Origin of the sequence: Nocardioides sp. cx-173, from assembly GCF_021117365.1 — a bacterium.
Classification (GTDB): domain Bacteria; phylum Actinomycetota; class Actinomycetes; order Propionibacteriales; family Nocardioidaceae; genus Nocardioides.
On sequence record NZ_CP088262.1, the window covers coordinates 3043420 to 3063131 of the forward strand.

21 protein-coding genes are annotated in these 19712 nt (G+C 71.3%); 11 read left to right on the forward strand and 10 right to left on the reverse strand.

The annotated features are described in order from the left end of the window. Nucleotides 1-339: 339 nt before the first annotated feature. Together LQ940_RS14795 and LQ940_RS14800 are read right to left on the reverse strand one after the other, a co-directional pair. Nucleotides 340-1668, reverse strand: a complete 1329-nt coding sequence (locus LQ940_RS14795) for an HNH endonuclease (protein WP_231243867.1) — start codon at nt 1666-1668, stop codon at nt 340-342. A gap of 46 nt (nt 1669-1714) precedes the next feature. Continuing rightward, on the reverse strand, nt 1715-2761 hold the full coding sequence (locus LQ940_RS14800; protein ID WP_442939763.1) for an IS30 family transposase: 1047 nt from the start codon (nt 2759-2761) through the stop codon (nt 1715-1717). Nucleotides 2762-3075: 314 nt separating this feature from the next. Here LQ940_RS14800 and LQ940_RS14805 point away from each other — a divergent pair, with 314 nt between their 5' ends. The 3 genes from LQ940_RS14805 to LQ940_RS14815 are packed head-to-tail and all read left to right on the forward strand — an operon-like array spanning nt 3076 to nt 7019. Beyond that, entirely contained in the window at nt 3076-5199 is a 2124-nt protein-coding gene (locus LQ940_RS14805; RefSeq protein WP_231365033.1) for an MMPL family transporter, read from the forward strand. Nucleotides 5200-5223: 24 nt separating this feature from the next. Next, nucleotides 5224-6378: a sensor histidine kinase gene (locus tag LQ940_RS14810; RefSeq protein WP_231244272.1), complete on the forward strand. Its 1155-nt coding sequence runs from the start codon at nt 5224-5226 to the stop codon at nt 6376-6378. Continuing rightward, complete coding sequence (locus LQ940_RS14815; RefSeq protein WP_231244273.1) at nt 6375-7019, forward strand: response regulator; 645 nt, start codon at nt 6375-6377, stop codon at nt 7017-7019. The genes LQ940_RS14810 and LQ940_RS14815 overlap by 4 nt, the downstream gene beginning before the upstream one ends. Nucleotides 7020-7070: 51 nt before the next feature. On the opposite strand, the gene rsrA is transcribed toward LQ940_RS14815, so the two are convergent. The 4 genes from rsrA to LQ940_RS14835 form a co-directional block, all read right to left on the reverse strand. Then, on the reverse strand, nt 7071-7355 hold the full coding sequence (rsrA, locus tag LQ940_RS14820; RefSeq protein WP_231244274.1) for a mycothiol system anti-sigma-R factor: 285 nt from the start codon (nt 7353-7355) through the stop codon (nt 7071-7073). Beyond that, entirely contained in the window at nt 7352-8017 is a 666-nt protein-coding gene (locus LQ940_RS14825; RefSeq protein WP_231244275.1) for a sigma-70 family RNA polymerase sigma factor, read from the reverse strand. Before LQ940_RS14825 ends, rsrA begins: the two co-directional genes overlap by 4 nt. 72 nt (nt 8018-8089) lie before the next feature. Beyond that, complete coding sequence (locus tag LQ940_RS14830) at nt 8090-8737, reverse strand: alpha/beta hydrolase family protein (RefSeq protein WP_231244276.1); 648 nt, start codon at nt 8735-8737, stop codon at nt 8090-8092. Further along, entirely contained in the window at nt 8734-9486 is a 753-nt protein-coding gene (locus tag LQ940_RS14835) for an SOS response-associated peptidase (protein ID WP_231244277.1), read from the reverse strand. Before LQ940_RS14835 ends, LQ940_RS14830 begins: the two co-directional genes overlap by 4 nt. Nucleotides 9487-9609: 123 nt before the next feature. On the opposite strand from LQ940_RS14835, the gene LQ940_RS14840 reads away from it, so the two are divergent. The 3 genes from LQ940_RS14840 to rsgA are packed head-to-tail and all read left to right on the forward strand — an operon-like array spanning nt 9610 to nt 12408. Then, entirely contained in the window at nt 9610-10137 is a 528-nt protein-coding gene (locus tag LQ940_RS14840; protein WP_231244280.1) for a DoxX family protein, read from the forward strand. 16 nt (nt 10138-10153) lie between these two features. Next, nucleotides 10154-11422, forward strand: a complete 1269-nt coding sequence (gene aroA, locus LQ940_RS14845; protein ID WP_231244282.1) for a 3-phosphoshikimate 1-carboxyvinyltransferase — start codon at nt 10154-10156, stop codon at nt 11420-11422. After that, nucleotides 11419-12408, forward strand: coding sequence for a ribosome small subunit-dependent GTPase A (rsgA, locus tag LQ940_RS14850; protein ID WP_231244284.1), 990 nt, complete (start codon nt 11419-11421; stop codon nt 12406-12408). Before aroA ends, rsgA begins: the two co-directional genes overlap by 4 nt. On the opposite strand, the gene LQ940_RS14855 is transcribed toward rsgA, so the two are convergent. Beyond that, nucleotides 12409-12858 (reverse strand): DUF2231 domain-containing protein, encoded by a 450-nt coding sequence (locus LQ940_RS14855; RefSeq protein ID WP_231244285.1) that lies wholly within the window; start codon nt 12856-12858, stop codon nt 12409-12411. 41 nt (nt 12859-12899) lie between these two features. Between LQ940_RS14855 and LQ940_RS14860 the strand changes: the two genes are divergently transcribed. From LQ940_RS14860 to LQ940_RS14870, 3 genes are read left to right on the forward strand one after another with little or no spacing between them, the layout of a single operon-like run. Further along, entirely contained in the window at nt 12900-13790 is an 891-nt protein-coding gene (locus tag LQ940_RS14860) for an inositol monophosphatase family protein (protein WP_374229544.1), read from the forward strand. A 41-nt stretch (nt 13791-13831) separates the two neighbouring features. Further along, complete coding sequence (locus LQ940_RS14865; protein ID WP_231244287.1) at nt 13832-14266, forward strand: CBS domain-containing protein; 435 nt, start codon at nt 13832-13834, stop codon at nt 14264-14266. A gap of 45 nt (nt 14267-14311) precedes the next feature. Beyond that, nucleotides 14312-14680 (forward strand): FKBP-type peptidyl-prolyl cis-trans isomerase, encoded by a 369-nt coding sequence (locus tag LQ940_RS14870; protein WP_231244288.1) that lies wholly within the window; start codon nt 14312-14314, stop codon nt 14678-14680. Between the two features lie 101 nt (nt 14681-14781). Here the strand turns inward: LQ940_RS14870 and LQ940_RS14875 are convergent, their stop codons facing one another. Continuing rightward, complete coding sequence (locus LQ940_RS14875; RefSeq protein WP_231244289.1) at nt 14782-15027, reverse strand: RNA-binding S4 domain-containing protein; 246 nt, start codon at nt 15025-15027, stop codon at nt 14782-14784. A 4-nt stretch (nt 15028-15031) separates the two neighbouring features. Further along, the gene (locus tag LQ940_RS14880; RefSeq protein ID WP_231244290.1) at nt 15032-16306 is read right to left on the reverse strand and encodes a DUF445 domain-containing protein; all 1275 of its coding nucleotides are present in this window, start codon (nt 16304-16306) and stop codon (nt 15032-15034) included. Nucleotides 16307-16373: 67 nt separating this feature from the next. Here LQ940_RS14880 and LQ940_RS14885 point away from each other — a divergent pair, with 67 nt between their 5' ends. Continuing rightward, entirely contained in the window at nt 16374-16784 is a 411-nt protein-coding gene (locus tag LQ940_RS14885) for an adenylyltransferase/cytidyltransferase family protein (protein WP_231244291.1), read from the forward strand. Between the two features lie 91 nt (nt 16785-16875). After that, a complete protein-coding gene (locus tag LQ940_RS14890) occupies nt 16876-18435 on the forward strand; it encodes an MXAN_6640 family putative metalloprotease (RefSeq protein WP_231244292.1) in 1560 nt (519 codons plus the stop codon). Between the two features lie 6 nt (nt 18436-18441). Here the strand turns inward: LQ940_RS14890 and LQ940_RS14895 are convergent, their stop codons facing one another. Further along, nucleotides 18442-19479 carry an alcohol dehydrogenase catalytic domain-containing protein gene (locus LQ940_RS14895; protein WP_231244293.1) on the reverse strand — a complete coding sequence of 346 codons (1038 nt, stop codon included), beginning with the start codon at nt 19477-19479 and terminating at the stop codon, nt 18442-18444. Between the last annotated feature and the right edge of the window lie 233 nt (nt 19480-19712).

A 19712-nucleotide genomic window follows, 5' to 3' on the forward strand; every position in this document is an offset into this window, starting at 1 on the left:
CATATTCGAGCCGATACTCGGCCTCGTCGAGCCCCAGTCCAGCGGCCGCGGCGTGCCGCACGGCGTCCTGCCACAACACGATCGCTCGTGTGTCGACAGGAGCGAGCCGGGCCTGCTTCGACATAACAGGCCATGGTGGGGTTCGTCGCTGATGGCCCGAACGGGCCACGCGCGGCCCAACCCGCTCACGAGGCGGCTTCGCAACGTCCACCCCGTCAGTGTGGCGCAGAGCCCTCCCCTCGAACATCACCGCAGACGCACGCAGGTCTCGGACCAGGCTCGCGCTGAACGCCCGCAACGCGGCGATCTGACCGCAGTCGCAAGGGCCACGTCGCCCGGCTAGACGACCAGCTCGTAGACGACGGCCTTCTTCACGTGCCGGATGTCGACGTGGCCGAGCGGGGCGGGCGCGCGGGAGCGGTAGGTATGGCCGGTCGGGGTGGTGATGGTGATGAGGTGGCGGTCTTCCTCGTCGGCTGGGGATGGTCGAGCGTGCCAGCCGGGGGCCTGCTTGGCGTGGTTGCAGCGTTCGCAGAGACCCTGCAAGTTGCTCGCGCACGTCCGGCCGCCGGACTGCCACTCGGTGGCGTGGTCGACGTGGCGGATGGGGGCGCCGCACCAGGGGGTACGGCACACGTCGTGGTCACGACGGCGGATGAAGTGCTCCAGTCCGGCCGGGGCTCGGCGGGCGCGGGAGTCCATCGCCACGAGGTCGCCGGTGTCGGGGTGGGTGTAGAGGCGGCGTACCCACGCGGCCTCGGCCGACAGCGAATCCGCCAGGAGGTCGTGGGCCCAGCCGGCGGGGACCGGGCCGTAGCCGGGGACCTGGGCCGACTCCTCGGCGGCGGGACCGTCCTTGCCGCCGGAGTGGAAGAAGGTCCGGTCGGTCATGACGAGGTCGAGGTGGACCTGGACCGGGTCGGCGGCGCCGGCGCCGGTGACGCGCTCGTAGAGGGTGTCGGCCATGACCTGACCGCGCGAGCGCGGATCACCGGTTGACTGGGCGGCGTCCGCGGCGGCCTTGAGGGCGGCGAAGACGGCGACGCCCTGCTTGACGGGGAGTAACGCGCGCAGCCAGACCATGGTGTCGGGCGCCGGACGTACGCCGACGTGGCGGTCGGCCTCGGCCTTGCGGGCGCGAGCGGCGACCGCGGCGTTGTCGAGGTCGGCGGCGAGCTTGCGGGCGGCGCGCTCCAGGGAGGCGTCGGACATCGTCAGGGCCGGACCCTCGGGGCAGCACAGGCGACGGTCGACCTCCTGGCGGTCGTCCAGGCCCAGGCAGGCGGTCTCGCGGACCAGGATCGTGGCGCGCCACTCGGAGAGCTCGCCGGCGCGCAGACGGTCCAGCGTGTGCGGCATCTCGGCATGGAGGATCTTCGCCAGCCCGAGGAGGCGCGCGGCCTTGTGCGGCGACTCGCGACGAGCCAGCCCGATTTGGGAGGCGATGCCCTCACCGACCCTGGCGGCGGGGAGACCGCGCTCCTCCTGCGCCTGGCGCTGCGAGGCGTCGAGGTCGACGGTCGCGACGGCCTGAGCGCCGGCGGCCGCGCACTTGAGGTCTTCCAGGGCGCCGATGAGGTCGATCCGCTGGTCGTCGGGCAGGTCCCGGGACAGGGTCGCGAGGTGGGCGACCCACCCCCTGACCTGCTCTGCCGGACTCTCGATCATGTGCTCGATTTTAGTCGTCGCCACCGACAGTGGCCCTTCGGCGAGTTCAATCGGTTCTTGCAACGAGCCTCTTGTTGAGGGCTTGTCCGGGAGTCTGCCAGTCGAGGGTCTTGCGGGGCCTGGTGTTCAGTTGAAGGGCGACGTTGTCGCACTCGGCCATCGTGAGGTGGCGGAGGTCGGAGCCCTTGGGCCAGTACTGGCGCAGCAGGCCGTTAGTGTTCTCGTTGGTCCCGCGCTGCCACGGCGACTGTGGGTCGCAGAAGTAGATCGGGATGCCCGACTCGATGGTGAACCGTGCGTGTTGTGCCATCTCGCTGCCGCGGTCCCAGGTGATTGACTTGCGCAGTTCCAGCGGCAGGGTTGCGATCATCTCGTTCAACGTCCACCGGGCCTGGTCGGCACGGTGCTGGCCAGGCAGCGGTGCGAGGAGCACGAACCGGGAAGAGCGTTCTACCAGCGTGAGGACCGCGCCCTTGCCCGTGCCGCCCATCAGCAGGTCGCCCTCCCAGTGCCCAGGCACCGCCCGGTCCTCGACCTCAGCCGGGCGTGCTGAGATCCGGATGTCGTCGGTGATCCCGAGTGTGACCCGTTTCGCGCCACCGGTCTGGGCCTTGCGGCGCTGCCGCTGGGTGCGTAGGTGCGCGGTCAACTCGCGCTTGAGCTCGCCCTTGGTCTGGACGAACAGCGACTGGTAGATCGTCTCGTGCGACACCCGCATCCTCAGATCGCGTGGACACAACACCGGCAGCATCGCCGCGATCTGCTCCGGCGACCAGTTCGCCCGCAACAGCTCCCACACCTTCTCCCGCAACGGCGCGTGATCCAGGCGCCGCGTCTTCGGCCGGCGGGCCTTACGGGCAGCCTCACGCTGGGACCACTTCGCGCTGTACCTCACCCGATACCCCCGCCCACCGGCACGAGCCGTACGAGCACGCGGCGACCGGGTCCCAAACGACCCAGCCCGGCGAAGCTCCCTCGAGATCGTCGACGGATGCTTGCCCACTAACGCAGCAATCGTGGCCTGCGGCAACCCCGCCATGTACGCCCGCTCAATCACCAACCGCTGATCCGCGGTCAACCTCACTCCCGGCACGCGCCGCAACCTCTCACTCACGATCGAGTTGCAACAACCGGTTGAGTTCGCGTTCCGCGCCGGCGCACCGCTAGGGGGCCACCGCACTCAGTCGATGCCGGGTAGCGCCAGCGCCTCGGTGGTCACGACCTCGCCGTCGTAGAGGCCAGCGGGAGGTGCTCGACGACGAAGCCGTTCGAGAGCTCGTGGCGGTACTGGGTCCGGAAGGGGCGCACGAGGGCAAGGCTAGGCGTCGCCGTACTCCGAAAGGAGTACGGCGAAGTGCCTGCCGTGGCCAGAGGCGCCAACGCCGCCGGCTTGACAGCGTGAACGCCATGACTACTCAACTGCGGGCGCCCGACCACTCCGGTGCCGACAAGAGATCGAAAGCATCGAAGACATCGCGAACCAAGACCCTGATGCCCTGGCTCATGCTCGCCGTGTGGATCGGGCTGGTGGTGGGCGGCTACTCGCTCTCCGGCAAGCTCGACTCGGTGACCCGCGACGGCCAGGCGGACTACCTGCCGGCCAGCGCCCAGTCGACCAAGGTGCTCCAGGCCGAGGCCGAGCTGCCCGGTGGCGAGAACGGTCTGCTCATGGTCGTGTACGAACGACCGGGCGGGCTCCAGTCGGGCGATCGGGAGGCGGTCGTACGCGGCCAGACCGAGCTGGTTGAGCGATTCGGCAACGACACCGACGCCCTGCCCGAGATCGTCGACTCCGACGACGGCACGGCGATGATGTACGCGCTTCCGCTCGACCGTGATGCGGTCGCCGAGGAGGCGGGTGCCACCGCGGATGCGCGTGCCCTTCTCGACGCCCGGCCGAGTGGCCTGAACGCCTATGTCACCGGTCCGTCCGCGCTGGGGGCCGACATGGACGAGGTCTTCGATGCCGTCGACGCCACGTTGATGCTCGCCACTGCGGTAGTGGTGGCGCTCCTGCTGATCCTGACGTATCGCAGTCCGGTGCTGTGGCTGGTCCCGCTCGCCTCGGTCGGGGTCGCGGCGATCACGTCGATGGGTGTCGTCTACGCACTCACCCAGATCTTCGGCTTCACCATCACCAGCATGAGCTCGGCGCTGCTGATCGTGCTGGTCTTCGGCGCGGGCACCGACTATGCCTTGCTGCTCGTGTCTCGCTACCGCGAGGAGCTGCACCGACACGCTCGGCCGATCGACGCGATGCTGGCGGCCATGCGGGGGGCCGGGCCGGCGATCCTCGCTTCGGCGGCGACGGTGGTCGCCGGCCTGCTGTGCCTGCTGGCCGCGGATCTCAACAGCATCAGCAGTCTCGGCCCGGTGGGTGCGGCGGGCATCGGGTCCGCACTGCTGGTCATGCTGACGCTCTTCCCGGCCCTGCTGGTGCTGCTCGGGCGCCGGGTCTTCTGGCCGTTCGTCCCGCGACTCGGGGGTGAGGCACACAAACCGCGATCCGGGTGGGCTCGACTCGGCGAGCTGGTGGCCCGCCGCCGCGTCGTCAGCTGGGCGGTGCCGCTGGTGATCCTGGGCGGTCTCGCGCTGGGCACGGTGGGTGCCAGCGGCTCGCTTCCGCAGCTGGACCAGTTCGCCCGTTCCACACCGGAGTCGGTGACCGGGGCGAAGCTGATCGAGGCGCGCTACCCCGACGACAGCGGTCAGCCGCTCACCGTGATGAGTCCGCCGGACCAGAGCCGCGAGGTCCTGACCGCCGTCGAAGGTACGACGGGGGTCGCCCAGGCCGAGATCGGCCGGGCCAGCGACGAATGGGTGGAGATCTCCGTGATCCCGGCCGACTCGCCAGACAGCGCGGGTGAGACGGCAACGATCAAGCGGCTGCGGGAGCAGGTGCACCAGGTCGCCGGTGACGCCGTGCTGGTCGGCGGGCCGAGTGCCGAGAGGCTCGACGAGGCCGAGACCAATGCGAGCGACCGGAATCTGGTGATGCCACTCATCCTGCTGGTGGTGCTCGCCATCCTCGGGCTGCTGCTGCGGGCGATCGTGGCTCCGCTGGTGCTGGTCGCCACCGTCGTGGTGTCGTACTTCGGAGCCCTCGGACTGTGCAACCTGCTGTTCGACCGGGTGCTCGGCTTCTCCGGGTTGGAGTCGTCGGTGCCCCTGATCGGGTTCCTCTTCCTGGTCGCACTCGGCGTCGACTACAACATCTTCTTGATGACCCGGGTACGTGAGGAAGCCGCCCGGCACGGCACGGTCGAGGGCACGAAGCGTGGCCTCGCGGTGACCGGCGGCGTGATCACCTCGGCCGGCGTCGTGCTGGCGGCGACGTTCGCGGTGCTCGCCTCGCTGCCGCTCGTCATGCTCGTCGAGATTGGGATACTGGTCGCCGTCGGCGTGCTCATCGATACCTTGCTGGTGCGGTCCATCGTGGTCCCCGCGCTGACGATGTCGCTGGGTTCGAGGATCTGGTGGCCCAGCAAGCTCTCGCGGACGAGTGAGGACAGTGTCGATGACCGTGCTTGAACGATGAGGGCGCTCCGTCCGCCAGTGGCCGATTGGCTGCTGGCGGCGGCGGCGTTCGTGCTCGGCGTCGTCGTCGCGATCACGCTCCAAGAAGTCGACTTCGACGGCGAGCGACGGGTGGATCTGGGCGCGATCGCGCTCCTGGCCGCGATGTCGGCACCGTTGCTGGCCCGCCGGCGCTGGCCGATCCTCGTCGTCGTCGCGGTCCTCGCGGTGTCGACGCCGTACCACATCCTCGACTATCCCCATGAGGCCGCGATGCCGGCCTCGCTGGTGGCGGCGTTCACGGCGGCCCGCTACTGCGACCCACCACGGCGGCCCACCGCGGCCCTGCTGGCGGTGGCCGCGGTGACCGTGCCGGTCCTCGCCGACGAGGCGTCGGGGGCACCAGACGACGCCCTCCTCGGCGCCGGCTGGCTGTTCATGGCCTTCTTCGCCGGGCTGGCGGTCCGCTTCCATGAGAACTGGAAGGCCGCCGTCACCGCGCGGCTCGAGCAGGAGCGCGCCGACGAGGTCGAGCGGCGGATCGCCGAGGAGCGGGTCCTGATCGCTGCCGAGCTGCACGACGTCCTCGCGCACGGCCTCGCGGTCGCGAACGTCCAGGCGTCCGTCGCCGCGCACCTGATCGACCAGCTGCCCGGGCGCGGGGACGCCTCGCTGCAGGAGCTGTCCAGCACGCTGCACCACCTGTCGGACACGAGCCGGGCCACACTCCATGAGCTGCGTGCCGTACTGGACGTGCTGCATGGTGGCGAGGCCGATCCGACCGAGCCGGCGCCGCACCTGGGCGAGCTGCAGCGTCTGGTGGAGATGGCCGAGGCGGCCGATGTCCACGTCGACGTGCAGGCTGACGGGCTCCCGGACGAGCTACCGTCCACGGTGTCCGTCGTGGCCTATCGGATCATCCAGGAGTCGCTCACCAATGTCATCCGACACTCGACGGCCACGCACGCGACCGTTCGACTCGACCGGGACGGCCACCGGTTGCGGATCACCGTCGTCGATCACGGGCCCGCGCGCCCGAGCTCACCGGCGACACCGGACGGCTTCGGGATCGCCGGGATGACCGGGCGGGCACAGGCCGTCGGCGGTGAGCTGTCCGCCGGACCCGGCGAGTCCGGAGGGTTCGAGGTACGCGCCAGCCTGCCGCTGCCGGAGATCTGGCGGGTGCCGTCGTGATCCGGGTCCTCCTCGCCGACGACCAGGCCCTGGTGCGCGGCGCGTTCGCGCTGCTGGTCGGCTCCGCCGACGACATGGAGGTCGTCGGGGAGGCCGGCACCGGCGACGAGGCGGTGACCCTGACCCGGGACCTGCGCCCCGACATCGTCTTGATGGACATCAGGATGCCGAGCACCGACGGCATCGAGGCGACGCGGCAGATCTTCGCTGACGATCGATCCAGCGGCAGCAAGGTGTTGATCCTGACCACGTTCGAGACCGACACCAACGTACTGCGCGGCCTTCGCGCGGGGGCGTGTGGATTCCTGCCCAAGGACACCCGTCCGGACGCGCTGCTGAACGCCATCCGCACCGTCGCGGCCGGAGAGGCGCTGCTGTCGCCCGGCGCGACGAGGGCGGTCATCACCCGGGCACTGAGTCGCCCGGACGCCCCTGCGCCCGAGCGGCTGGCCAGCCTGACGGCGCGCGAACACGAGGTGCTTCGGCTCATCGCCGCGGGCCGAAGCAACCAGGAGATCGCCGACGAGTTGGTCCTCAGTCCCTTGACCGCCAAGACGCACGTGGGCCGCATCCTCGCGAAGATGGGCGCTCGCGACCGGGTCCATCTCGTGATCGCCGCGTACGAAGCCGGGCTCCTCTAGGCGCTTCGCCGTGCCGTGACCCGCCCCGGGCCGGCTCGAGCGCCGAAGGGCCTACTGGTCGGTGATCTGGACCTGGACCTCGCGCAGGCGGAGGAGAACGCGCTGGCGGAGCTCGAGGGGCGCGGTCTCGGAGCAGGACCGGGCGACGACGGACTTCACCGTGCGCTGGAGGTCGTACTTGACCAGGCAGGGGTTGCACGAGTCGAGGTGGGCGCGGACCTCGGAGCAGTCGGCCTCGTCGAGCTCGTTGTCGATGAAGTAGACGATGCGCTCGAGGTAGTCGGCGCACTCCTCGCGCGAGAGCTCGTCGGGGTGCGAGTGCGAGTGCTCGGTCATGACGCGCCTCCAGTGGGGCCGACCCGGAGCAGGTCGTTGGTGCGTACGTAGTCCGAGAGCATGTCGCGCAGCTGGCGGCGGCCGCGGTGGAGCCGCGACATCACGGTGCCGATGGGGGTGTCCATGATCTCGGCGATCTCCTTGTAGGCGAAGCCCTCGACGTCGGCGAGGTAGACCGCCAGGCGGAACTCCTCGGGGAGACGCTGCAGGGCGTCCTTCACCTGCGAGTCGGGCAGGTGCTCCAGGGCCTCCATCTCGGCCGACTTCAGGCCGCTGGAGCTGTGGGACTCCGCGCGCGCGAGCTGCCAGTCCTCGACGTCCTCGGACATCGACTGCTGCGGCTGGCGCTGCTTCTTGCGGTAGGTGTTGATGAAGGTGTTGGTCAGGATCCGGTACAGCCACGCCTTGAGGTTGGTGCCGGGGCGGAACTGGTGGAAGGACGAGTACGCCTTGGCGAAGGTCTCCTGGACCAGGTCCTCGGCGTCGGCGGGATTGCGGGTCATGCGCATCGCCGCGGAGTAGAGCTGGTCGAGGAAGGGCAGCGCGTCGCGCTCGAAGCGCGCGGTGCGGTCGGCGTCGGTCTCGGTGGCGACGTCGATGTCGGCGTCGTCCGGGCTCACGGGGTCGAGGTCGACGTCAGCGTCGGCGGGAGTGTCAGTCATCGCCCCCCAGCCTAGCCGGGGGTCAGGGGTGACCGGTCGGTCGAGTAGCGCCATCACGTGGAGCAGAACGCCTCATCGCCGTGCGTCATTCCCGGCGACCTCCCGCACCACCCACTCCAGGGTCGCCTCGACCACGATCTCCAGCGCCTCGTCCTGGCGGATCGGCCCTCGGGCGGGCACCTTGAGGCCGTGGTCGGCGCCGGGGACCACGCAGAGCTCGGTGGTGGCCGGGAACTCCTCGGGTCGCCCCATCGCGTCGTTCTCGCCCTGGATCACCAACGTCGGCAGCCGTACGGCGGTCAGCTCGTCCAGGCGGGACTTCTCCGGCCGCCCGGGCGGGTGGAGCGGGAAGGACAGCGCGAGGCAGCCGGCCGCCCCCAGCGAGCGGGCCGAGCGGGCGGCGGACCGGGCGCCGGCGGACCTGCCGCCGAGCACGAGCGGGGTGCGCACCCGCATCGCGTCGGCGGCGGCGCGCAGCGCGGCATCCAGCGTCGCCGGCGGGGTCGCGATCTTGCGCCCGGCGCGACGCCACGGCTGCTCGAAGCGGACCACCGTGATGCCGTGGCGCGGCAGGTGCCGGGCGAGCGCCTCCAGGTCGCGCGACTCGATGCCGCCGCCGGCCCCGTGGCCCAGCAGCAGCGTGGCGATCGGCGAGCGCGACCGGTCGGTGACCAGACGCCCCTCGCCGTGGGGGGTGTCGACGAGCCGCTCGGTGCTCACTCGAGCGCCTCGTCCAGCGGCAGCGGGGTGACGAGCTCGGGGCCGTTGTTGCGCACGTTGGACACCAGCGTCGACACCGGGAACGCCTCCAGCCGCCCGGGCGCGGCCGGCACCAGCAGGTCGAGCAGCGAGTCCGAGGGTGCGGTCGGGTCCAGCCAGGACGACCATCGGTCCGGCTCGACCATCATCGGCATCCGGTCGTGGATGTGGCCCAGCGAGTCCTCGGCCTGGGTGGTGATCACGGTGCAGGTCCAGCGGAACCGCTCGGGGTCGTCGTCGTCGCGCGTCGGGTCGCGCCAGATCTCGTAGAGCCCCGCCATCGCGAGGGTCCCGCCGTCCTGCGGGCGGATGAAGAACGGCTGCTTGCGCGGCTTGCCCTTGGCCGTGAGCTGCGAGGTGGGGTACCACTCGAAGTAGCCGTCGGCCGGAAGCAGGCAGCGCCGCTTGGCGAACGCCCGCTTGTAGGCCGGCTTCTCCGCGACGGTCTCCATCCGGGCGTTGATCATCCGGCTGCCGATGGCGGGGTCCTTGGCCCACGACGGGACCAGTCCCCACTTCAGCACCCGCAGCTGGCGCTGGGGCGGCTCGTCGCTCTCCCGCGACGGCGGGCGCTCGACCACCGCGTAGACCTCCTTGGTCGGCGCCACGTTGTAGTCGGGCTCGAGGACCTTGTCGACCCGGCTCTCGACGACCTCGAACTCCTCGATCAGGTCCTCCGGCTTGCGACTGGAGGCATAGCGACCGCACATGGCAGCAATCTAGCCGTCCGGCGCGGGTCGCGAGGCCGGTGCCGCCAGCCCTCCACCGCCCGACAGCGCGGCTCACCCCTTCGAGGTAGGTGTGACCTCCCGGACGTCGGGTAGGAATGGGACATGACCGTCAGCCGACTCATCGCCCGTCCCATGCTCGCCTCCATGTTCGTCGTGGGCAGCGTCAACGCCCTGCGCAACGCCCCCGCCCTCGCGGCCAAGGCCCAGCCGGTCACCGACAAGGTGGTGCCGCAGCTCCGGAAGGCCACGGGGCTGCCCATCCCCGACGACCCGACCACGCTGGTGCGGATCAACGCCGGCGCCCAGCTGGTCGCCGGCGCCGCCCTGGCCACCGGCCGCGCGCCGCGGCTCTCCGCGCTGGTGCTCGCCGCGTCGCTGGTCCCGACCACGGTCGCGGGGCACGCGTTCTGGGAGCACGAGGACCCCACCGAGAAGAAGCAGCACCAGCTCAACTTCTTCAAGAACGTCTCCATGCTCGGCGGCCTGCTGATCGCGGCCGGCGACACCGACGGCAAGCCGGGCGTGGCCTGGCGGGCCCGCCGGGCGGCCGGCGACGCGAAGCGCGAGGCCAAGCACCTGGCGAAGTCCGCCCGCCGCGAGGCCAAGCTGGCGAAGGCCAAGGTCACCTGAGCCCTAGAATCCGCCTGTGACCGTCGTCGACCCGTGGCCTGCTCCGCGCGCCCATGACCCTGTCGACGCGGTGGTGTCGCTGCCCGGCAGCAAGTCGCTGACCAACCGCGCGCTCGTGCTCGCGGCGATCGCCGACGGGCCGTCGGTCGTACGGCGCGCCCTCCGCTCGCGCGACACCACACTGATGGCCGCCGCGCTGAGCGCGCTGGGCGCGCGCGTCGACACCTCCGGTGACGATTGGCTGGTCACGCCCGGTGACCTCACCGGCGACGCGCAGGTCGACTGCGGCCTGGCCGGCACGGTGATGCGCTTCGTGCCGCCCGTGGCGGGGCTCTCGACCGGGGTCATCGCCTTCGACGGCGACCCGCACATGCGCAGGCGGCCGGTCGGGGAGGTGCTGAAGGCCCTCTCGACGCTCGGCATCCACATCGACGACGAGGGCCGCGGGTCGCTGCCGTTCCGGGTGCACGGCACCGGCCACGTGCGCGGCGGCACCGTCGTGCTGGACGCGTCGGGCTCCTCGCAGTTCGTCTCCGCGCTGCTCCTGGCCGGGGCCCGCTACGAGCGCGGGGTCGACGTACGTCACGACGGCAAGCCGGTGCCGTCGCTGCCCCACATCGACATGACCGTCGCGATGCTGCGCGAGCACGGCGTGGTCGTCGACGACAGCGACGCCAACCGCTGGTCGGTCGCGCCCGGCCCGGTCCGGGCGCTCGACCACCTGATCGAGCCCGACCTGTCCAACGCCGCGCCGTTCCTCGGCCTGGCCGCGCTGTCGGGCGGCTCGATGACGGTGCGCGAGTGGCCGCGCCAGACCACGCAGGCGGGCGACGCGCTACGCGAGATCCTGGCCCTGATGGGCTGCGAGGTCGCGTTCACCGACGAGGGCCTGCGGGTCACCGGCCCCGACCGGCTCCAGGGCATCGACTACGACCTGCACGACGTCGGGGAGCTCGCCCCGGCCGTCGCGGCGCTGTGCGCGCTGGCCGACTCGCCCTCCCATCTGCGCGGGATCGCGCACATCCGCGGCCACGAGACCGACCGGCTCGCGGCGCTCGCGACCGAGCTGGGCGGGCTCGGCGCCGACGTCGTCGAGCACCCCGACGGCCTCTCGATCACCCCGGCGCCGTTGCACGGCGGCGTGTTCCACACCTACGCCGACCACCGCATGGCCCACGCCGGGGTGCTGGTCGCCGCCGCGGTCGACGGCGTGCTGGTCGAGGACGTCGCGACGACGGCCAAGACCTTCCCCGACTTCGCCGGACTCTGGGCGTCCCTGCTGTGAGCAACCGGTACGGCGTCGAGGACCAGGAGCACTACGAGCGCCCCCGCCGGCGCACCCGGCCCCGCACCAAGGACCGGCCGACCTACGACGACGCCGTCGAGGGCGTCGTCGTCACCGTCGACCGCGGTCGCTACACGCTGCTGGTCGACGGCCGCAAGGTCATGGCCATGAAGGCGCGGCCGCTGGGCCGCAAGGGCGTCGTGGTCGGCGACCGGGTGCGCGTCGTGGGCGACGTGTCCGGCGACGACGGGGCGCTGTCGCGCATCGTCGAGGTGAACGAGCGCCTGACCACGCTGCGCCGCACCGCCGACGACGACGACCCGGTCGAGCGGATCATCGTCAGCAACGCCGAGCAGCTCGTCATCGTCACCGCGCTCGCCGACCCCGAGCCGCAGCCGCGCCTGATCGACCGCGCCCTCGTGGCGGCGTACGACGCGGGCATGCGGCCGCTGCTGTGCCTCACCAAGGCCGACCTCGCCGACCCCGAGACCCTGCTGGGCACCTACCGCTCGCTCGGCGTGCCGTGGGTGGTGACCAGCCGGGGCGGCGACCTGAGCGCCGTACGCGAGCGGCTGCGGGGCAGGACGAGCGTGCTCGTCGGCTCCAGCGGGGTCGGCAAGTCCACGCTGGTCAACGCGCTGGTGCCCGAGGCGCACCGCGACGTCGGCATGGTCAACGCCGTCACCGGCCGGGGGCGTCACACCTCCACGTCGGCCTACATGCTGCCGCTGCCCGACGGCGAGGGGTGGATCATCGACACCCCGGGCATCCGGTCCTTCGGGCTGGCCCACGTCCGGCCGGAGAACCTGATCGAGGCCTTCCCCGACCTCGACGAGATGACCGAGGACTGCCCGCGCGGCTGCACGCACGGCGGGGACGAGCCCGAGTGCGGCCTCGACGTGGCCGTGGCCCAGGGGCAGGCCGACCCGGAGCGGGTCTCGTCGTTCCGGCGGCTGCTGGTCGCGCGCAGCGTGCCGGAGTACTGATCAGCCCTCGACGCCGTACCACGCGATCTGGGCGCCGGCGTCGCCGGTGAGCACGACGTAGACCAGCGTGACGGCGGCGGAGAGCGCCACCAGGCCGCTCATCACGGCGCGGACCGGGCCGGTGCGGGAGTGCCACCAGGCGGCCACGAACGCGATCAGCGCGAAGGCCGTCATCGAGATGCGCAGGATCCCCGCGCGCTCCTCGTGCGTCTCGACCAGCGCGGCGAGCGGACCGCCGTAGGTGTTGGCCTCCTCCAGCTGCTCGCCGGACAGGAAGGCGACCCAGACCGCGCCGACGGCGACCGCGGCCATGACCACCAGGGGCCACCGCAGGACGTCGCGCCAGCGCGGCACGAAGGCGTAGAGCAGGCCGGCCAGGGCCGACAGCGGCCCCAGCACGACGGCCGCGTGGACGACGAGAGCGTGAAGCGGCAGTCCGTTGAACTCCATAGATGAACGCTAAACCAGTTTGCTGAAAGTAACCTGTGTGCGTGGCGACCGATTTCACCGACGACCTCCGTCTCGCTCACGTGCTCGCCGACGACGCCGACTCGCTCACCACAGCGCGTTTCAAGTCGCTCGACCTGCACGTGATGAGCAAGCCCGACCTGACCCCCGTCACCGACGCGGACCAGGCAGTCGAGGACGGCATCCGGCGCACCCTGTCGCGCGTGCGCTCCCGCGACGCGATCACCGGCGAGGAGACCGGGTCGAGCGGGCACAGCCAGCGCCGCTGGATCGTCGACCCCATCGACGGCACCAAGAACTTCGTCCGCGGGGTCCCGGTGTGGGCGACCCTGATCTCGCTCGTCGTCGACGAGGAGGTCGTCCTCGGGGTGGTCTCGGCGCCGATGCTGCAGCGTCGCTGGTGGGCCTCCGCGGGCAACGGCGCGTGGACCGGGCGCTCCCTGCTCAAGGCGACGCAGTGCCAGGTCTCCGACGTACGCCGCCTGGAGGACGCCTCGATGTCCTACGCCTCCCTCCACGGCTGGGAGGAGCGGGGGCGTCTCGACGACTTCCTCTCGCTGATGCGTCGCTGCTGGCGCACCCGCGCCTACGGCGACTTCTGGTCCTACATGCTCATCGCCGAGGGCGCGATCGACCTCGCCGCCGAGCCCGAGCTCGCGGTCTACGACATGGCGGCGCTCGACATCATCGTGCGCGAGGCCGGCGGCCGGTTCACCTCCCTCGACGGCAACGACGGCCCGTGGGGCGGCAACGCCGTGGCCTCCAACGGCCACCTGCACGACGCGGCGCTGTCCTTCCTGGGATCCCTGCCCGACCACGCCGACGACCCGGAGTGGCGCCGACCCGGCTCGGCCTCGGTCTCCGACATCAGCGCGCGCCGCCGCGCGCCGATCGACGGTCCACCGCTCGACTGAGCCACTGGCCAGCAAGTCGCCACACCAGTAACGTCACCGGTATGCGCATCGGCGATATCCTCCAGGCCAAGTCCTCCACCGAGGTCATCACGATCGGGCCGGACGCCGGCGTCCGCGAGCTGCTGGCGCTGCTCGCCGAGCACAACATCGGCGCGGTGATCGTGAGCGCCGACGGCTCCAGCCTCGACGGCATCGTCAGCGAGCGCGACGTCGTACGCCACCTCCACACCGACGGCACGGTCATCAACAACACCGTCGCCTCGATCATGACGGAGACGGTCGAGACCTGTGCCCCGGAGGACCCGCTCGACGGCGTCATGCAGACGATGACCGAGCGTCGCTTCCGCCACATCCCGGTCTGCTCCGAGGGTGGCGCCCTCGTCGGGATCATCAGCATCGGCGACGTCGTGAAGCACAAGATCGGCCAGCTGACCTTTGAGCGCGACCAGCTCGACAGCTACGTCCACCAGACCTGAGCCCCACCCCCGCCGACACCGCGGACCCGCGGCTAGGGTGGCCTGATGGACAAGCCTGAGATCGACTTCTTCGACCCCGAGCCTCCCAGCGACCTCGTCATCACCGACGTGATCGAGGGCAACGGCGCCGAGGCCACCGCCGGCAGCACCGTCTCGGTGCACTACGTGGGCGTCGCCCACTCCACCGGTGAGGAGTTCGACGCCTCGTACAACCGGGGCGAGCCGCTGCAGTTCCGCCTGGGCGTCGGCCAGGTCATCTCCGGCTGGGACACCGGCGTGCAGGGCATGAAGGTCGGCGGCCGCCGCCAGCTCGTCATCCCGCCCCACCTCGGCTACGGCGACCGCGGCGCCAGCGGCGCCATCAAGCCCGGCGAGACCCTGATCTTCGTCGTGGACCTGATCGCCGTCCGCTGACCCGTCAGAAACTGTGACCACCCGCCGCTGACCCGTCAGAAAGTTTCTGACGGGTCAGCGGTGTTTGGTGACAGTTGGTGACGGGTCGGTGAGGAGGGGGGTCACCAGGGGAGGTTGTCGGTGGCGTCTCCGCGGGACACGCGGGCGCTCTGGCCGGCGAGGGTGACGACGTCGCCCTGGGCCAGCTGGCGGCCACGGCGGGTCTCGACCTCGTCGTTGACGCGCACCATGCCGGAGGCGATGAGGGGCTTCGCCTCGGCGCCGCTCTCGACCAGGTTGGCGAGCTTGAGGAACTGACCGAGCCGGATCGACTCGTCGGTGATCGGGACGTCCAGGGGCTCGCTCATGGTCTCAGTGAACCAGCACCGAGACCGTGTGGATCAGCACCCCGACCAGACCGCCCACGATGGTGCCGTTGATCCGGATGAACTGCAGGTCCCGCCCGACGTGGAGCTCGATGCGGCGAGCGGCCTCCTTGCCGTCCCAGCGCTCGATGGTGTGGGTGATGACCGCGGTGACCTCCTCGCCGTAGCGCGACACGGCGAAGACGGCCACGTCACTGGCGCGGGCGTCGATCCGGGCACGCAGGTCGGCGTCGCCCGAGAGCCGTGCGGCCAGGGCCGAGACCTCCTGCAGCAGCCGGCGGCGTACGGCGCCGTCCGGGTCGTCGAGCGAGCCGGTCAGCGCACGGCGCAGGGCGTCCCAGAGCGAGATGCTGGAGGCCAGCACCGAGGGATGGTCGAGGATCCGCTCCTTGAGCCGCTCCGTGCGCGCCCGGGTGTCGGGGTCCTCGAGCAGGTCGACGGCGAGGCTGCGCAGCATCGAGTCCAGGGCGACCCGCGCCCGGTGGTGGGGGTCGTCGCGGATGTCGCCGACCCACTTCACCATCTCGACGTGGATTCGCTCGCTGACCCGCTCGTTGAGGCGCTCGGGCGCCCACCACGGCGCCCGCTCCAGCAGCACGTCCTGGACCGTGCCCGGGTTGTCCCTGAGCCAGTGGTGCAGCTCCTCGAGCGCGAGGTCGACCAGGCCGTGATGCAGGTCGTCGTTGAGAGCCTCCGTGAGCAGCCCGCCCAGCAGCGGCGAGATCGGCTCCTCCCGGAAGCGTGGCACCAGCGCATCGTGGATGAGCGACTCGATGTGCTCGTCGCGCACCTTGGAGAGCGCGATGCGAGCCAGCTCGGCGACCTCGTCGACCACGCGCTGCGCGTTGGCCGGCACCGAGAGCCAGCCGCCCACCCGCTCGGCGACGCGCGCCGAGGCGATGCGCTCGCGGATGATGTCCTCCTGCAGGAAGTTCTCCCCCACGAACTCCTCCAGGCCGCGGCCGAGATCGTCCTTGCGCTTGGGGATCAGGGCCGTGTGCGGGATCGGCAGCCCCAGCGGGTGCTTGAACAGCGCCGTCACGGCGAACCAGTCGGCGATCGCGCCGACCATCGAGGCCTCGGCGCCCGCGTTGACGAAGCCGAGCACCCCGTCCTCGTCCAGCGTCAGCACGTAGACCGCAGCGGCGAAGAGCAGCAGCGACACGGCCACGGTGCGCATGCGGCGCAGCGCGGCGCGGCGTACGGCGTCGGCGGCGGGGTCGCCGACGGCGAGGGTGGGGGCAGCGGGTGCGGCGGACATCGACACCCATCCTCGCCCACACCCCGCGTCCACGGGGGACCCAGCCCCGCGTGCCACAATCTCGGGCATGTCTTCCCCGGGACCTCGTACGGTCATCACCTTCGGCACGTTCGACGTCTTCCACGTCGGGCACCTCAAGGTGATCGAGCGCGCCGCCGCCCTCGGCGACCGCCTCGTCGTGGGGGTCTCGGCCGACGAGCTGAACATGCGCAAGAAGGGTCGTGAGCCGGTCTTCAGCCAGGGCGAGCGGCTCGCGATCGTGGCCGCCCTGAAGGACGTCGACCAGGTCTTCGTGGAGGAGAGCCTGGAGCTCAAGCGCCACTACATCGAGGAGTACGCCGCCGACGTGCTCGTCATGGGCGACGACTGGGCCGGCAAGTTCGACGACCTCGGTGACATCTGCGAGGTCGTCTACCTCTCCCGCACCCCCGCCATCTCCACGACCGCCCTGATCGAGAAGATCTCCGGCGGGAGCTGATTTGTGACCCCGGACTGCGCCGGGGATGCTTTCGTCTGACCCGTGGCCGCTTCCCCCCGGCCCGGGACGTCTCGAGATCGAAGGAGACCAGATGCGCCGCTCTGTCGCCGCCATCCTGGTGGCCCTGAGCACCACCGTCAGCGTCCTGCCCGCCCTTGCCACGACTCCCGGGGCGAGCGCCTCGGCGAGCGCCCCCGCCGCCATCCCGCGCCACCCCGACGGCGAGGACTCGCCGCAGGAGGTGCTCCAGCGCGCCCAGCGGGCGTTCGCGCCGGTGGGCCGCGACCGCTCCCCCGCCGCCGACCGCCCCGACGCCACCCTCGCCCTGCGCGACCTCTTCGAGGTGCGCGCGCGCCTCACCGGGGAGGAGCGCCGCCGGGCCGACGAGCTGCTGGCGAGGCCCTCCGACGGCGCAGGCGACCCCTACGACGACGGCTACACGGTCCCGTCGAAGCGCAAGTGCTCGAAGAACCTCTGCCTGCACTGGGTCCCGACCACCGCGGACGCCCCGCCGAACCGCAAGTGGGCCCTGCGCACCTTCGACATGATGAACCGGGTCTGGCGCTTCGAGGTGGGCAAGCTCGGCTACCGCCGGCCACTGCCGGACGTGCGGCACTCCAGCAGCCCCAAGTTCGACGTGTACCTCAAGGACCTCGGTAGCAAGTTCATCTACGGCTACTGCGCACCGGAGTACCCCGCGGCCGGCGCCAGGCGCACGGCCTCAGGCTTCTGCGTGCTCGACAACGACTTCGCCCGAAGCCAGTTCGGCGCGCCGCCGCTGACCAGCCTGCGAGTGACCGCCGCGCACGAGTTCTTCCACGCGGTGCAGTTCGCCTATGACTACAAGGACGACCCCTGGTTCATGGAGTCCACGGCGACCTGGATGGAGGAGCGGTTCGCCGACTCGGCCAACGACAACCGCCAGTACCTGCCCGCGGGCCAGGTCCGGCTCCCCCACGTGCCCCTCGACGTCTTCCGCCGCGGCGGCACCGCCCCGTACGCCAACTGGGTCTTCTGGGAGTTCCTCAGCGAGCGCTACGGCAAGGCGATCGTGAAGAGGGTGTGGGAGCAGGCGGGCGCCTTCCCCGGCGCGCCCAACAGGTACTCGACCCAGGCGCTGACCCGCGTCCTCGGGTCGCGCGGCGGCTTCTCCTCGGTCTTCGCCGCCTATGCCTCGGCCAACGCGACCGCCACCCGTAGCTACCCCGAGGGCAAGGCATGGCCGTCGGCCACGATCTCGCGGACCCTCGTGCTCGGCCGGAACGAGCGCACGGACAGCGCCCGTACCCGCATCGACCATATGGCCGCCAAACACGTGCTGTTCCGCCCCGACTCCTCCCTCGAGCGCGGCAAGTGGCGGCTGCGGGTGAAGGTCGACGGGCCGGCACGCGCGTCCGGAGCGCGCGCCCGGCTGGTCGTCAAGACCAAGAAGGGCGCGTGGGTCCGCCGGCCGATCGAGCTCAACGCCCGCGGTGTCGGGTTCGCCTCGTTCGACTTCTCCCCCGCCAAGGTCCGCAGCGCGGTCGTGACCCTGGTCAACAGCAACACCCGCTTCCGCTGCGGCAAGGGCAAGTCCTACTCGTGCTCGGGCCGCCCCCTGGGCGACCAGAAGCGGTTCCTGGTCAAGGCGTGGGTGACCCGGCGCGGCTGAGCTTGCTCAGAGGCGCACCAGCACCTTGAGCGCCTCGCGGTCCGCCATGGCCCGGTAGGCGCCGGGGACGCCGTCGAGATCCACCGCGCGGTCGAAGACCTTGCCCGGCTCGATGGCGCCCTCGAGGATCCGGGGCAGCAGGCGGTCCAGGTAGGCCCGCACCGGGGCCGGGCCGCCGGTCAGGGTGACGTTGCCGCGAAAGAGGCTGCCGAGGCCGACCGGGGCGGCCTCGTACTGCGGCACCCCCACCCGACTGATGACCCCGCCCGGCCGGACGACGCCGAACGCCTGCTCGTACGCCGCCAGGTGACCGACCGCCTCCAGGACGGCGTGCGTGCCCTGCCCGCCGGTGAGGTCGCGGACCCTGGCCACCCCCTCCTCGCCGCGCTCGGCGACGACGTCGGTGGCCCCGAACTCGCGACCGAGGTCGGTGCGGTCGCGGTGGCGGCCCATGAGGATGACCTGCTCGGCGCCGAGCAGCCTCGCGGACAGCACGGCCAGGAGGCCGACGGCCCCGTCGCCGATGACGGTCACGGAGTCGCCCGGCGCGATCCGCGCCTGGGCCGCGGCGTGGTAGCCGGTGCCGAGCACGTCGGCGAGCGTCAGCAGCGACGGCACCAGCGCGTCGTCGGCAGCCACCGGCAGGACCACCAGGGTGCCGTCGGCGAGCGGGATCCGGACCGCCTCGGCCTGGGCGCCGTCGCTTCCGCCCATGCCGAGGAAGCCGCCGGTCGGGCACGAGGTCTGCAGGCCCGCACGGCAGTACTCGCACGTGCCGCACGAGAACGCGAACGGCGAGACGACGACGTCGCCCTTGCGCACGGTCGCGACCTCGGAGCCGACGTCCTCGACCACCCCGATGAGCTCGTGGCCCATCCGCGCCGGTCCTGCTCCCGGCGGCATCGCGCCGTAGGCGTGCAGGTCGCTGCCGCAGACACAGGAGGTCGTGATGCGTACCAACGCGTCCGTTGGCTCCTGGACCACCGGGTCGGGGACGTCCTCGACGCGGACGTCACCGGCACCGTAGATCAATGTTGCTCGCACGTGTGCTCTCCTGGAATCGGTCAAACGAATGCCTGTAGCAATCGTTCCACGGTTGAGAGTCTGTCGGGGGTCAAAGCCGAAACCGGGCGCTCACTGCGCGGAATTGCGGCTGACCGCACCAGACCACGATGCCACGCTCGTAGATCAGGGCCGTAGCCCGCCGCAAACGGTCAGTCGGACTCGATCTCGAAGTCTCACAGAGCGCGAGACACAGTTGCGCTGGTCACGTTCTC